Source organism: Sphingomonas ginsengisoli An et al. 2013 (assembly GCF_009363895.1).
GTDB lineage: Bacteria > Pseudomonadota > Alphaproteobacteria > Sphingomonadales > Sphingomonadaceae > Sphingomicrobium > Sphingomicrobium ginsengisoli.
In genome coordinates, this window is sequence record NZ_CP045434.1 from 1,576,604 (window position 1) to 1,590,248 (window position 13,645).

13 protein-coding genes are annotated in these 13,645 nt (G+C 60.6%); 4 read left to right on the top strand and 9 right to left on the bottom strand.

Annotation, left to right across the window (positions count from 1 at the left end; genetic code table 11):
* Positions 1-310: 310 nt before the first annotated feature.
* Positions 311-439: a hypothetical protein gene (locus GCU42_RS15530; RefSeq protein ID WP_275887906.1), complete on the bottom strand. Its 129-nt coding sequence runs from the start codon at positions 437-439 to the stop codon at positions 311-313.
* A gap of 832 nt (positions 440-1,271) precedes the next feature.
* Here GCU42_RS15530 and GCU42_RS07550 point away from each other — a divergent pair.
* Positions 1,272-2,051 (top strand): helix-turn-helix domain-containing protein, encoded by a 780-nt coding sequence (locus tag GCU42_RS07550; protein ID WP_162789171.1) that lies wholly within the window; start codon positions 1,272-1,274, stop codon positions 2,049-2,051.
* 31 nt (positions 2,052-2,082) lie between these two features.
* On the opposite strand, the gene GCU42_RS07555 is transcribed toward GCU42_RS07550, so the two are convergent.
* From GCU42_RS07555 to GCU42_RS07585, 7 genes are all read right to left on the bottom strand, one after another.
* A complete protein-coding gene (locus GCU42_RS07555) occupies positions 2,083-2,934 on the bottom strand; it encodes a cytochrome c oxidase assembly protein (RefSeq protein ID WP_114226955.1) in 852 nt (283 codons plus the stop codon).
* Positions 2,931-3,365: a hypothetical protein gene (locus GCU42_RS07560; protein ID WP_114226956.1), complete on the bottom strand. Its 435-nt coding sequence runs from the start codon at positions 3,363-3,365 to the stop codon at positions 2,931-2,933. The genes GCU42_RS07555 and GCU42_RS07560 overlap by 4 nt, the downstream gene beginning before the upstream one ends.
* A complete protein-coding gene (locus GCU42_RS07565; protein WP_162789172.1) occupies positions 3,362-3,886 on the bottom strand; it encodes a cytochrome c oxidase subunit 3 in 525 nt (174 codons plus the stop codon). Before GCU42_RS07565 ends, GCU42_RS07560 begins: the two co-directional genes overlap by 4 nt.
* A gap of 67 nt (positions 3,887-3,953) precedes the next feature.
* Positions 3,954-5,948 (bottom strand): cytochrome c oxidase subunit I, encoded by a 1,995-nt coding sequence (locus GCU42_RS07570; RefSeq protein ID WP_205214946.1) that lies wholly within the window; start codon positions 5,946-5,948, stop codon positions 3,954-3,956.
* Complete coding sequence (gene coxB / locus GCU42_RS07575; protein ID WP_205214947.1) at positions 5,945-6,913, bottom strand: cytochrome c oxidase subunit II; 969 nt, start codon at positions 6,911-6,913, stop codon at positions 5,945-5,947. Before coxB ends, GCU42_RS07570 begins: the two co-directional genes overlap by 4 nt.
* Before the next feature lie 26 nt (positions 6,914-6,939).
* Positions 6,940-7,521 carry a c-type cytochrome gene (locus GCU42_RS07580; RefSeq protein ID WP_114226958.1) on the bottom strand — a complete coding sequence of 194 codons (582 nt, stop codon included), beginning with the start codon at positions 7,519-7,521 and terminating at the stop codon, positions 6,940-6,942.
* On the bottom strand, positions 7,518-9,236 hold the full coding sequence (locus GCU42_RS07585) for a PQQ-dependent dehydrogenase, methanol/ethanol family (RefSeq protein ID WP_114226959.1): 1,719 nt from the start codon (positions 9,234-9,236) through the stop codon (positions 7,518-7,520). Before GCU42_RS07585 ends, GCU42_RS07580 begins: the two co-directional genes overlap by 4 nt.
* Positions 9,237-9,697: 461 nt before the next feature.
* Between GCU42_RS07585 and GCU42_RS07590 the strand changes: the two genes are divergently transcribed.
* From GCU42_RS07590 to GCU42_RS07600, 3 genes are all read left to right on the top strand, one after another.
* A complete protein-coding gene (locus tag GCU42_RS07590; RefSeq protein WP_240309376.1) occupies positions 9,698-11,479 on the top strand; it encodes a chloride channel protein in 1,782 nt (593 codons plus the stop codon).
* Between the two features lie 259 nt (positions 11,480-11,738).
* Positions 11,739-12,335 carry a carbonic anhydrase gene (locus tag GCU42_RS07595; protein WP_114226961.1) on the top strand — a complete coding sequence of 199 codons (597 nt, stop codon included), beginning with the start codon at positions 11,739-11,741 and terminating at the stop codon, positions 12,333-12,335.
* 180 nt (positions 12,336-12,515) lie between these two features.
* Positions 12,516-12,887 (top strand): hypothetical protein, encoded by a 372-nt coding sequence (locus GCU42_RS07600; protein WP_152569496.1) that lies wholly within the window; start codon positions 12,516-12,518, stop codon positions 12,885-12,887.
* Here the strand turns inward: GCU42_RS07600 and GCU42_RS07605 are convergent.
* A complete protein-coding gene (locus GCU42_RS07605) occupies positions 12,857-13,225 on the bottom strand; it encodes a 2Fe-2S iron-sulfur cluster-binding protein (RefSeq protein WP_114227775.1) in 369 nt (122 codons plus the stop codon). The genes GCU42_RS07600 and GCU42_RS07605 overlap by 31 nt on opposite strands.
* Positions 13,226-13,645: the final 420 nt, after the last annotated feature.

Below are 13,645 nucleotides of genomic sequence, written 5' to 3' on the forward strand. Positions count from 1 at the left end.
TTCATACGAAACAGCCCAGCCGCTTTTGAGCAACTGGGCTGAATACGCGGAAACCGGAACAGGGGGGTGCCCGTTTCCGAACGACAGAATGCCTTGATTAGGAACATCGTTCCTCTCACATCCGCAATTCTGGTCCCGACAGAGACACTGCATTGGCTTCCGCTTACGAGAATGACCTCTGCGGTCGTGCTACGGAAATTGGCTACAGCAGTCAGCTTGGCCAAATGTCTGCTTCCGACCAGCTTGCGCCCTCAAGCCGATTTTATACCTTCGTCTCACAGCAGACTTCCGCTTGCATCGAGCCCCGCTTTCATCCCTGCAGCGGCTGGTCGCCAAGGCTGCGGCTAGTCCCAAGCAAGTTCGCCAGTGCAGCTTCGTAGTCGTCAGCCATGTTCATCAAGGATTTGTGTGTCGAGCCATTGGGCAGGCTTGCGGCCATCGCGCGACACCTCAATGCTCCAATGGTCAAAGTGTGTGCGAGCTCCCGCTCGCTCGACTGCCTCATCTGCATGACTGGATCAGTCAGCTCGCGTGACTTCAGTGAGAAAAGCACAGGTTTCCATGATCTCAGCGCGGAGGTCGGCCCGCTCGACCTCATCGAATAATATCGGGCGTTCCCGCCATGTGACGCCAATCTGCTCCCGAAGAGCTCGGAGATTAGCAACGAGCGAGTCCGTCTCTGTAAGCCGGTTATTCGAAACGTTCTGCGATGTTTGACTTTGAGGTCCAGACATGAAAGCTCCCAGTCACAAGCGGGAGCTTTCTATCTACTCTCGGACAGCACCTGCTTGAGCAGAGGTGTGCTGTTGGTAGGCCTTATACACTATTCAACCGATCGTCCTAATCAGCCGATGAGCCTAGTCACCATTTCGCTCATTGTTGCTGGCTGACCATTCGTGAAGCGGTTTAGCGAATGTGCGCTCTCCGACCATTGCGAACGTTCAGCGATCGTCGGCATTCGACCTATTCCGAACACTCGGTTGGGCTAAGCGGTCCACGCAGGCGATTGTCAGGATTTGGCCCCAAGAAGTACGTCTGCGATTGAGCGGATAGAAGGCCATCTAGCCTTCAGCCGCAGGCGCTGAAGGCGGACGAGGCCTCCGTAAAGTCTGGCGGGTCTGCATATTGTCTTGATTGGCTGCTTATTCGTATCGAGCTCGAACAGAAATATCTGACAACGGATCGCTTGCGTGCTGAGCAAGATGTTCTGTGACGTTGGCTCCCGCGCTGGTGCGCTTGACAACGCTTACGTGTGGGCCGCTGTAAGGCTCATGATCGTCGATGGTGAACGCAGGGACGGTGGGCCGACCAAGACCTCTAGAGTCGTTGAACTGCCCCTTAAGATTGCTGACCTGCTCGAACTTCCACTGTTTGATCAGGTCGCCCCGGACATCGCTGAGCCCCTCGCAAAGTCTTTCGAGCATCGATCCTATCATGCCGGAACGATGCTGGTTGAGTCAGGCAAGCACGTCCAGAAGCTGCAGGTCGTAGTCAGCGGAATGGTCGAACTGTGCCGGCTAGACGCCGTTGGGCACGAATACGGCGTGTTGCTGCTGTCGGCGCTAGACGTGATTTTGCCGGCTGCAGCAATCTTGGAAGAACGTTCTTTGATCTCCGTGCGAGCTGTTACGAGCACACAGACACTGGAGCTTGACGGCCCGCTCCTGCGCCGAGCGATGCAGAAGTCGACAGCACTAACTTTCAACCTGATGAAAGTAACGTGTGGTCAATGGCGAATGGCGGTCCGAAGCATCCTCGATCTGACCGGCCGGAGCGCCGCCGAACGGCTTGCCGCGTTCCTGCTGAGGATCGCGGACTTGCAGCATGGTGACGCTGCACCGGAGCTCCCGATCCCTAAGCGCAGCCTAGCAACGCGGCTTGGGATCAGGCCTGAGACTTTGTCGAGGACACTTCAGATCGTCGCGGAACATGGATTGCACCTGCGCGGTCGTGTGATAATCGTCCACGATCGTGCGAAGGTCACGCAGTTCTGCGGGCCTGACTTCTATACAGTCGGCAATGAACATCCGCTCAGCGTTTATGCAATGTAAATAGCCAAGCTGACCTTTATGTTGGCCCTGCTCAGTTAGACCGTAAAGAAGCTAGTTTCGGTTGAGCCTTGGGAGCCGCCGCGGCCGGCCTTGACCTGGGCCGCTGATTACTCCGCAGCAGTCGGAATATGCTGTGCACCGTTGCCGCCAGAAACACCAAAGACGCGGGGACGAGCATGAGCAGCCCCCCGATTTGCTGATCCGACGGGTCATTGAGGCTGTACGCTGAGTAGATCGGGTCTGGAGCAAGCACGATGAGGGCCGCCAGCAGGTTGGCCTGGAACCCTGCGACCACGGACAGAAGAACCGCAGTCCCAGCATCCAGCCGGCGGTCGCCTGCGTGGAGCACCATCCGCCAGAAGACCGCCGAAGTGACCAGAAAGGTGAGGTGCTCGAGCGTATGCAGCGCCGCATCATCGAGCGCCGCATCGTACATCCGCGGCGCGTGCCACAACCACAGGCCGGCTGCGAACAGCATGGTTGCGACCAGCGGCGAACGGCGGTCCGACGACGCCCGCCGGACGCCGGGCAACCTAGTCAGCTGAAGGCCAAGCAGGCGGCGTAAACGCAAAGGAAAGGCGAAGAGTGATACGAGATGCGTGTTCCCGAGTGCCAGCAGCGGGGCAGCTGCGAGCATCAGCAGCAGGTGCTGAGTCATGTGCCAGGCAAAACTTCGGTCGGCGAGTTCGTCGAGGGGTGAGAATAGCGCAACCACCATGGTTGCGGCCGCCGCATAATAGCAGCCGGCCCGCCACGGCGGAGCCGCCGCCCGGCGCTGCGGATCGCTCATGCGCCAGCGGCCAGTGGAGTAGAGGCTGAGCGACATGCCAAGCAGGAACGCGGCCAGCGGCTCGATCGTCCAATCCTCAAGAGCAGCGCTCATAGGCTTGGAGCGGACCCGACGCAGGCGCCGAGCACCAGGATTGCTACGAGTTCGACCAAGGACGCGATGGCGAACAGCGCGCTCATGGTGAAGCCGAACTGGGTTAGAAAAGCGGTTCGGCCATCTCCGAGGTCATGGAGTTCCTGCAGACCGGAACGGCGTTCGCGACGAACGGCGGCGGCGTTGCACCACGACAGGACCAACACACCGACCAGTGCCGCCAGTATGAGCAGATTGAAGATCAGGAGAGCCGGGCCCGGCGCAAGGTCCCGCGTGCATGCGCTGTCAGCCGTGGTGAAGCTGGCCAGGATCTGGCCGGAGAAGAGAAGCGGCGGAGACAGCAGCGAGATGAGCTGGCGCCATGGCGCAAGCTTGTGTCGCTCGGGCGATGGATGACCCACCTTCTCATCGAGGGTCGCGGGATCGCTCATGTCAGCCTCGGCGACAGGTAGATGGTAGCGAAGACGAATAGCCAGATGGCGTCTACGAAGTGCCAGTAGAGAGTGACCAGCGTTCGATGCTGATCGTGGCCCGCCTTAACCCGCCCACCAAGGGACAGGGCGAGGAGAACGCCGAGGGCCAACAGCCCGACAAGGACGTGGGTGAGGTGCGTACCGGTCAGCAGGAAATAGATCGAGCTATAGGCCGTGTCGGTAAAGGCAAACGGCTTGTGAGCCCACTCAATGCCGCTCATCACCACGAAGATGGCGCCGAGCACGATGGTGCAGGCGAGCGCAAGCTGGGACCGGGCGAGGTTGCCTGATCTCGCGCTTCGCTTTGACCATTCCGCAGTCGCACTCGACACCAGAAGCGCGATCGTGGCGGGAAGGGCGATGTCGAGCGAGGGTGCGCCATCCGGAACGAACGGCCCGCGCGACTGGCTGGCAAGATAGCCGTAGGAAAAGATCAGGTAGACAAACAAGATGCCTTCGGTCGCGATCAGGCACAGCATGCCCCACCATGGCGTACCGACCAGGCCTCTTCCGTGTACCGGTAAGGCGTTGGGAGCAGTCGCCGCCTCAGACATACATGCGCGCCTGCTCTTCCCGCTGAAGTACGGGATGCGGCCAGAACCAAGCGATGAGGATAGCGAATGCGGCGGCTGCGCCGGCGGCAGCGAACCAAGGCTTCAGCAGCAACATGCCGCCGAACAGCGGCAACAGTGACACCGACAGCAACACCGGTAGGATGCTATCGCCCGGCATCTTCAGAATGACGTCGGGCTCTGCATCGAGCGGTGTGACGCCTAGCGTCTCCTTGCCCTCGTCGAGGAGATAGCCTTCAGCCAAACGGCTGTGCGGCTGATCCTCCGCCAGCAGGCGATCTTCCCACAGCGGATGACGGGACGCGATCAGGGGAATGACGGCGAAGTTGTAAGCCGGCGGCGGCGAGGGAATCGACCATTCCAGGCTAGGTCCATCCCAGGGATTGGGCCCGGCGGGCCGGCCCGACAGTCGCGCCAGCAGGATCGACAGGAAGAACAGACCAATGCCACCGGCGAAGGTAATGGCTCCGACCGTTACGACCAGGTTGGTGGTGCCGAAGCCCATGTCGGCGCCGTAAGTATAGACCCGGCGGGGCATGCCCTCGAGGCCAAGCAGGTGCATGGGGAGGAAGGCGACGTTGAAGCCGCCGAACATCAGCCCGAACACCCAGTAACCAAGGCGCTCGTTCATCATCCTTCCGGTCATCTTCGGGAACCAGTGGTAGACGGCGCCGACCACGGCGAAGAGGTTGATCCCAATCAGCACGTAATGGAGATGCGCGACGATGAAGTAGGTGTCGGTCAGCTGCCAGTCGAGCGCCAGGCTGGCGGTCATTACCCCCGACACACCGCCGATCACGAACAGCAGGATGACCGAGGTGAAGAAGAGAAAGGGAACGGTGAGGCGCGCCCGCCCGGTCCAGATCGTCGCAATCCAGGCGAACACCGAAATGGCGGACGGAATGGCGATCACGAAGCTCGCTGCCGAGAAGAAGCTCAGTGCCAACGAGGGCAGCCCCGTAGCGAACATGTGGTGCAGCCAAACGCCGAACCCCACTACCATCGTCGTAACGGTCGCCATCGCCACGAGCGTGTAGCCGACCAGCGGTCGCCGACAGTGGACCGGCAGTCCATCGCTGACCATGCCCATCGCAGGCAGCACCACGGCGTAGACCCAAGGGTGACCGAACATCCAGAAGAGGTGCTGCCACAGCAGCGGCTGTCCCCCGCCACCGATATCGTAGAAGTGGGTGCCGAAATTCCGATCAAACCACAGCATCAGGCAGGCCAGACTTACGGCAGGGATAGCGAGCAGGTTGGCGGCCGAGGCTGTCAGCGTTCCCCAGATGATGATCGGCACCCGGTTGAGGGACATGCCCGGCGCGCGCATCCTGAGCAGGGTGACGACGAAGTTGGCTGACCCCACGGCAGTCGAGATGCCCAGGAAGATCATGCCCAGGCAGTAGACGTCGATGTTCGGGCCGGGGTCATATTCGGCCGATCCGTTGGGGACGTAGTTGAACCAGCCGTCGTTCGGTGCGGCCCCGAGTGGAAAGCTGACGTAGAGGAAAATTCCGGACACAACATAGAGCCAGAAGCTCAGGGCATTCAGTCGCGGATACGCCATGTCGCGGCTGCCAAGCATCAGCGGCCAGAGATAGTTGGAAAAGCCTGACAGGATCGGCAGGGCGTACAGGAAGATCATCGTCACGCCGTGCATCGAGAACAGCTGGTTGTACTGCTCCGGATTGAGCAGGTTGTTGTTCGGCTGCGCCAACTGCAGCCGCATCACGAGCGCTTCGACCCCCCCGATTGTCAGGAAGACAAAGGCCGTGATGATGTAGCGGATCCCGATCTTCTTGTGGTCAACCGTTCCGAACCAGCCCCTGAGGCCCGGCGAGTCCTCCCAGGCCTCGGCCAGCCGGCGTTCCGCTTCGGCCGGAATGACGGAGGCCAGCGGCGCTCCATCCACCGGACCCGCGTCCTGCGGCGCCTTCCAGTCGGCCGGCCGGTCAAGGGTCGTGCTCACTTGAGCGTCTCCAGCCAGTTCACCAGCTGCCCGCGCTGCACCCGTGAAAGGTCAATCTGCGGCATCTCCGCGCCAGGCTTGACCCCTTGCGTGTCACCCAGCCACCGATTCAGATTGTCGGGCGTATTGGGCGTCATTGCGGCCGCCAAGGTGGTCCTGCCCCCGACATGGGTCAGGTCCGGACCGTAGATACCGGCGGCCGTCGTTCCCCGTACCGTGTGGCAGGCCGCGCATTTCACTTCGAACAGGGAAAGCGCTGCCGGCGACGGTCCCGCCACCAGCGCTGGCTGGCGCTGCCTCGTCACCCAAACGTCGAATGCTTTTGGCGAGAGTGCGTGGACGACAAAGCCCATGTGACCGTGCTGCAAGCCGCAGAACTCGGCACACTGGCCGCGATAGGTGCCCTCGCGGTCGGCCTGCAGCCAGGTGTGGTTGGTCCGCCCCGGGACCATGTCCATCTTCGGGCCAAGTTTGGGCACCCAGAAGTCGTGAATGACGTCGGCGCTTCCGAGGTCCACCCGAACCGGCACGCCTGTGGGAATGACCAATTCGTTGGCGGTGGTGACGATGTCGGCGGGGTACAACGGCGATTGGTAGCGGATCTCCCACCACCAGCGGTGCCCGATGATGCTGACCGCCAGCGTAGGCGAGCTGCTCGGCACTGCAAGGGCCTGCACGGACAGGAAGGTCCAGACGGCCATGCCGATCAGGACCGGGATCGACAGCCCGACACCCCAGTAAATCGCTTTAACGCCGCCAGCTTCCCGGCCGACGTCGCTGGCTTCGGCGGCCGCGCGCACCCGGCCGCGCCAGATACCCACCCCGATAAGGCCGGCGATAACGATCACGACCACGCATGAAATCGCGGTGAACCCCCAGCCGAGTGACTGGAGGATGGTGGCCGAACGGCTTCCGCTTCCTTCGAGATAGCCGAGCGGAGTAGCGGCGCAGCCGGTGAGCAGCACCGCGGCGATGACGGGCGCGCCCCTCCTCACTGTCCTTCCAGGCCAGCGCCGCTGTTGCTCGGCATTGGCGCACTGCCCGAGGGGTTCAGGCGGTCAGCTTCGCTGCTGCGCGCTTCACCGCCGTTTGCGGCGCGGTCCGATGGCTTGCCGCCAAGTGACGAGACATAGGCCGTCAGCGCCCAGATCTGGTCGGACGGCAGTGCGGAGCCCCAAGCCGGCATGCCCTGCGGCCGTCCCTCATACAGCGTCTTATAGATCTGAACCGGCGTGCCGCCGTAACGCCAGTAAGCATCGGTGAGGTCGGGACCCATGTTCCCTTCCCCCTTGTAGCCGTGGCACCCGGCGCAATTCATCGCCTCGTACAGGCGTTTGCCCCTGGCGATCACCTGGGGCGAGTTGCCCAGCGGGTTGGTGATGCCGAGCCCGGTGTAGGGGATATGGCCCGGTGGTGCACCCACCGGAACAGCGGCCGGACCGGTATAGCCGATGTTGGTCGCCAGCAGGCCTGCCGGTCCGGTTCTCTGGTGCGAGCTCACGATCCATCCAGCGGTAGCCGCCCCCGCAGCGGCCGCAGTCATCGCAATCGCAATCACCCCGGCCGGCTTCATGATGGCCCGACCTTTCCGCCCTGAACGCCCTTTCCGTCGATAGAGAAGACATAAAGGGTCGATCCGCGCGCCGGATAGCCGGCCCGGCCGGATTGCACCTTGGCCGCGCCCCCCACGCCGCTTGGGACCGCGACATATTGCCGCCCGTCGGGACCGAGATAGGTGATCGGCTGGCCGATGATCCCGCTCGAAAGCTTTTGCTGGAACAGGACCTTGCCATTTGTCGCATCGACCGCCCGGAACCAGCCGTCCGTGGTTCCATAGAAAACCACGTCCCCGGCCGTGGCGATGGCACCAGACATTACCATGAACTTCTCAGGAATCTTCCAGGCTGCCCGGCCGTGAACCGGGTCCCAGGCTAGAAAGGCGCCCCAGCCACCGTTCGGCCCATCGGCGCTTTCGCGGGTCATCTCCATCCCGTCGTACGGTGTGCCGGCAATGTAGCTCACCTTGTGATCGGTCAGGTTCATACAGAGATTGAAAATGCCCACATAGATGAGGCCCGTGCGAGGACTGAAGGCCGGTGGTTCCCAATCCTTCTGGCCAATGTCGGGTGGGCAGACCTTGAGCTTCTGCCCCGGCTGCGGCTGCTTCGAAGGTACTACCAGCGGTCGGCCCGTCTTGTAATCGAAGCCGCTGCTCCAGTTCTGGGGAGCAAAATTGTCTGCTCGCAGTACTTGGCCCGTCGTGCGGTCAAGTACATAGGCGTACGTATTGCGATCGAAGTGGACGAGCGTCTTGCGCATCCTTCCGTTTATCGGAAGATCGAGCAGCATCATCTCGTTCACACCGTCATAATCCCACTGGTCGTGCGGCGTGAATTGGTAGGCCCAGACCGCCTCGCCCGTGTCGGCGTCACGCGCAAACACCGCGCTGGTCCAAAGATTGTCGCCCGGCCGCTGGGCCGGCACCCGCGGCCCCGGATTCGACGTCCCGTAGAAGATCAGATTCGTCTCGGGATCGTAGCTGATGAACCCCCATGCGGCCCCGGCCCCGTGCTGAGACATGCCCGGCGGCCAGGTCCGAAGTCCCAGGTCCTTGCCCTTCAGCTGCGGGTAGAACGGCTTGAACCGCGGCCCGATCTTCACGTCCTTGTCGGAGCCCACCGAATAAGCGCGCCACAACTCCTTACCCGTGTTGAGGTCGAGCGCTGCGAGCCAGCCCGACACGCCCATTTCGCCGCCGGAGTTTCCGACGAAGACCTTGTTGCCGACGATGAAGGCCGACATGGTCATCGTCACCCCATTGGCGACATCCGCCATACGTGTGCGCCAGACCTCCTTGCCTGTTGCCAGGTCGACCGCAACTGTGTGAGCGTCGAGGAGATTATAGACGAGCTTGCCATTGCCGATGGCCCAGCCGCGCAGCACTGCGTCGCAGCAAGCCTTTCCGATCGCAGTCGGCGAGGGCTTCGGGTCGAACATCCACTTGATGTCCGGACCGGGCTTTGTGAGATCGAGCGCGAACGCCCGGTTGGGAAAAGGAGACACCGTGTACATCACGTTGTCCTTGACCAGCGGCGCTCCTTCATGGCCGTAGAGGGCGCCATCGGAGAAGGTCCACGCCGCCTTCAAACGCGCGACGTTGGAGCGATCAATCTGGTTCAGGGGTGAGAAGCGGCTGTTCGCGTAATCACGCGCCTGACTGGTCCACTCACCGGCCGGACCGCCGGGCGCCGCATCGAATGCGCCCTGACCTGCGTTCCCAATGGTCATCGCCTTTGTCGATGGCTGCTGCCGCGCTTGCTCGCAGGACGACGGGAGAACCAAGCATCCGACAAGCGCAGCAGCGGCGAGACGTCTTAAGATATTCGTGATCCTTTCCCTCGCAATCGCGCAACCGAATGCGCTTAAGTCTGCCACCGGGCAATTGACGACGGTCAATTCTCGATGAACTTGCCAATTACGAGGTCGAAACTGAAGCGCAGGAATTAGGCAGCCGATCAGCGAACGGTTGAATGGAGCAGCTAGCCTCGCCCTGATCTGAACTTAACCAGCGGCCGAGCTCCAGCATGATGTTGGGAGCCGCAGCCCAGCTATAACCTCTAGATCGAATCTGTGATCCTCAAAGGCGATCCGCAGGTGTGTGTGGCGCTTGCTTGACCCGCGTCAATTCGTGGCTCGGCGATTCAACCTGAAACTTGCAATCAGACCACCGATCGCGAGAAGCGCTCGTCATGGCCAAAATCTCTTCAACAAACCGTCCACGGCTTGCAGACTACAGCGCTGACCATCGCATGCTGATCCTTGCAGCAATGGCTATTATGGCGGGTACTGGCGGTGCTTTTGCCGCCTGGATCCTGCTCAAACTCATCGCGCTCGCGACGAACATTCTCTGGTTCGGCAACTTCACGTTTAGACCCGCCACTATCGCCAGCGGCAACCCGCTTCTGCTGATGCTAATTCCGATAATTGGCGGATTGATAATCGGCTTGATGGCGCGTTTTGGCTCCGACAAGATTCGAGGCCACGGCATTCCCGAGGCCATTGAAACCATCCTGTTCGGCGAAAGCCGCCTATCGTTGAAGGTCGCGCTGCTTAAGCCAGTGTCGTCCGCAATTTCGATCGGCAGCGGCGGGCCCTTCGGAGCAGAGGGTCCGATCATCATGACCGGTGGTGCCATTGGCTCCCTCTTCGCCCAGCTCTTCCACCTTAGCGCCGCTGAGCGGAAGACCCTCCTGGTTGCGGGAGCCGTTGCTGGAATGACCGGCATCTTCGGCACTCCATTCGCCTCAATCATGCTTGCCGTCGAGCTGCTGCTGTTCGAGCTCAAGCCACGCAGCTTTGTTCCCGTAGTGACCGCAGTTCTAGTGGCACTCGCCTGGCGTCCACTACTCGTTGGCGGCGGTCCGTTGTTCCCGTTTGCGGCACCGACGCCCAACGGGATCGGACCTGTAGCAATCGCTGCCGGGATTGGTCTGCTTACCGGGTTTCTCGCCGCATTGCTCTCGTTCCTTCTCTATCGCATCGAAGATGGATTTCATGCTCTTCCGGTCCACTGGATGTGGTGGCCGGCGCTCGGAGCCGTAGTGGTGGGGCTCGGTGCGATGATTGACATCCACGTACTCGGCGCCGGTTACGGTAGCATCCAAGACCTGCTGAATGGCAGTCTGGCAGTCAAAGCGGTCCTGATCTTGCTTGTGACCAAGGCCGTGGTGTGGCTGATCGCGCTCGGTTCGGGAACCTCTGGCGGGGTGGTGGCCCCGCTGCTTATTCTCGGCGGCTGCTTAGGGTTCCTCGTCGGCCAGTACCTAACTGGCTCGCCCGGGTTCTGGGCTATGATTGGCATGGCCGGGATCATGAGTGGAGTTATGCGCGCGCCAATGACCGGCGCTTTGTTCGCAGCTGAACTCACCAATCACTTGCCCGCGCTTCCAGAGACAATCGCGGCCGGAGCATCCGCTTACGCCATCAGTGTCCTCATTATGAAGCGCTCGATTTTGACCGAAAAGATCGCGCGGCGCGGACGACACATTCTGCGCGAGTATTCAGTGGATCCGCTGGAGTTTCTTCAAGCTGGGCAGCTAATGACCTCGGATCCGGCCACACTTCCAGGCGACATGCCGCTTTCGCAAGTAGTACGATTCTTCGCAGATGAGGCAATTCATCGCTCATATCCGGTCATCGACAAGGACGGCCGACTGATCGGCCTCGTCTCGAGAGCAGACGCCCTGGATTGGACCGTCAATCGCGCAGCCGAGGGCACTCTGGCTGACGTTATGTCCGACGATTCAATCGAATGTGCGTACCCCGAGACACTTTGCGGCGAGATCGCCGACATGATGGTCGAGTCAGGCGTTGGGCGTATCCCGATCGTCGGTCACCACGATCGGCGGGTGGTCGGTATTATTTCCCGACAGGACTTGTTGAAGGTCCGAGCTAGTCAGAAGAGCGGTGAAGTCAGAAGCAATCCAAAAGTGACAAATCACGACAGGGTTAAAGTCCAAAACGTTTTGTAAGCAGTCACTCGCCGTCGAATCGCGACAATCGGTAGAGCGGACTTCAGCAATTTCGCGCCGCATTCGCAGTTGGTACGGCCTAAGGCCAGCGAGCGCCACGTTCACGGTTGCCGTAGCGCTAGACGGCGGCATCGGGGCCATCGGAGATAAACTCGCGCTGGCGAACACTCGATGTTCTTAACCAACCAATTTCGGAGAGCATCGACTTCGTTCGGAGCACCAGAGTTCGGCATGGCGCAACTTAGAAAGGGAGAAATCAGTGACGCCAGATGAGGCTCTAAATCTTCTGCGATGCGGCAACGAAGCGTTTCTGCGAGGAGAAGCGCAATCTCCTGACGTCAGCGCTGACCGGCGATTGAGCTTGGCTCAAGGTCAATCACCGTTTTGTGCCTACCTCTCCTGCTCAGATAGCCGCGTACCTCCCGAGCTTCTCTTTGGACGGGGCCTAGGAGAGTTATTCATCGTTAGAAATGCGGGCAACACAGTCGACACTGTTGCGAGAGGCTCAATTGAGTTCGCTGTCGCCGTGCTCGGAGTTCCGCTTATCGTCGTTATGGGGCACGAGAGCTGCGGCGCCGTTACTGCCGCGATGTCCGTTGTCGATAAAAATGCGCAGTTCCCCGGAGCGATTGGCTCGATGATCGAACCCATCATTCCTGCTGTTCTTGAAGCACGTGAGTGCGAGGGCGATCCGGTCGAGAATGCCGTCCGGGCTAACGTGAGACGGGTCGTCCGAGGATTGCGTGAAGCAAGCGCAGCCATTCTCACGCAACCACTTCTAGATGGGACGCTTAAGATCGTGGGGGCGTATTACAACCTCGCTAGTGGCGAGGTCGACTTCTTCGACCAGCTCTGAAGTTCCATGGCACCGAAATCCGGGAGACGGCTCATCAAGAAGAGTCTGAGTCCGCTTATAAAGGTTAAGATCCATGCTGCCATTCAGAATAACACGAAGGAGGTCCGGCACCGGGCCACCGCGAGGGATCGGTGCCCATCGGAGCCCTGCCCGAAGGCCCCAGCGTCAGGAAAAGCCTGAATGAAGCGCGCCTTAGCCATCATGGCGCTACTCGCCGCAAGCTGCTCACAGGCGAACGAGGCCGTCTGTCAGCCCGAGGATTACGCAGTTCCGAAGACGCCAGATAAATGGAACGAGCAAATTGAGAGTGCCGGCGCGTGTGTTCGACACTGGAGCAAAGTCTATGCAAAGGTACGAGAGTCTGCGGGTGACGTTGCTGATGCTGCCTTAGGTCAGTGCAACGTCTTCTTTGTGAACCTTGCCGTCCTTGGCAAGCGACAACCAGAGGCGGCCGTTGGCAAAGTCACTTCCGATGTCTGGAGAGCTCAGTATCGCCGCGACGCTCTGATTGCCGTGTTTGACTATAGAGGCGCCGGCTGCGGCGGAATGTAGTATTTACCTAGTGGTGTCAGACTAACGCGCACTTTAGTCTGATGGTCGCAGACGTGGCTTTGATGCGCGGCCATCGCACAAGAACCGCAGATGTCCTCGCGGCACGATCGTCGGAACGTCAGCGTGGTGTCGATCTCGTTCTTGATCTTTATTAGCGCGTCCAGGACCATAGGTCCGGTGGTGTCGAGGTCGATCACATAGCGGTCGAACGTGGGATTAGCCCCACTGCCGGGATCGTATCGGTAAACCTTGAGAGTCTTGAGGCGCTTGCCCGGCTGGGCAGGATACTGACTCCCCTCTTGGATCTTGCTGTTCTTCGGACGCGTGAACTCGGCCAAGGCTGTTCCCATCCGTCCGTGAACGCTTGATCTAGACGACAGGGCCCCAAGGAATTTCGCAGATTGCGTCCAATAACGCTGCCCGATTATCCGGGGCTGACTTTCCCCTTGGCTAAACTGCGACAAGCCTGACTGAACTTCCCTTATGCAAACTCTCAGCTCCAGCTCAACGACCGAAGCGAGTGCGGAGCATTCGCCGCGCTTATGTCCCGAATGGGTCGGAAGTAGACATTAGCTACTTAGCTGAACGAAGGTCCGATTCAGGGTGCCAGCGAAGGCATCGGGAGCGGCTGCTATGGGCGCAAAGCTGTCACCCTTGGATTGACTGAACAAATGACCGGAGTTGGGGCCGGCTGAACGAACGACTGCTTTCGGGAACGATGAACGCATGGCCGAAAGCGGGCTGGCGTCGACCGGCCC

Excerpts from the sequence above, each read along its gene's own strand:
- GCU42_RS15530 (WP_275887906.1), bottom strand. The coding sequence starts at position 439 with ATGGCCGCAAGCCTGCCCAATGGCTCGACACACAAATCCTTGATGAAC.
- GCU42_RS07550 (WP_162789171.1), top strand. The coding sequence starts at position 1,272 with ATGATCGTCGATGGTGAACGCAGGGACGGTGGGCCGACCAAGACCTCT.
- GCU42_RS07555 (WP_114226955.1), bottom strand. The coding sequence starts at position 2,934 with ATGAGCGCTGCTCTTGAGGATTGGACGATCGAGCCGCTGGCCGCGTTC.
- GCU42_RS07560 (WP_114226956.1), bottom strand. The coding sequence starts at position 3,365 with ATGAGCGATCCCGCGACCCTCGATGAGAAGGTGGGTCATCCATCGCCC.
- GCU42_RS07565 (WP_162789172.1), bottom strand. The coding sequence starts at position 3,886 with ATGCTGTGCCTGATCGCGACCGAAGGCATCTTGTTTGTCTACCTGATC.
- GCU42_RS07580 (WP_114226958.1), bottom strand. The coding sequence starts at position 7,521 with ATGAAGCCGGCCGGGGTGATTGCGATTGCGATGACTGCGGCCGCTGCG.
- GCU42_RS07585 (WP_114226959.1), bottom strand. The coding sequence starts at position 9,236 with ATGACCATTGGGAACGCAGGTCAGGGCGCATTCGATGCGGCGCCCGGC.
- GCU42_RS07590 (WP_240309376.1), top strand. The coding sequence starts at position 9,698 with ATGGCCAAAATCTCTTCAACAAACCGTCCACGGCTTGCAGACTACAGC.
- GCU42_RS07600 (WP_152569496.1), top strand. The coding sequence starts at position 12,516 with ATGAAGCGCGCCTTAGCCATCATGGCGCTACTCGCCGCAAGCTGCTCA.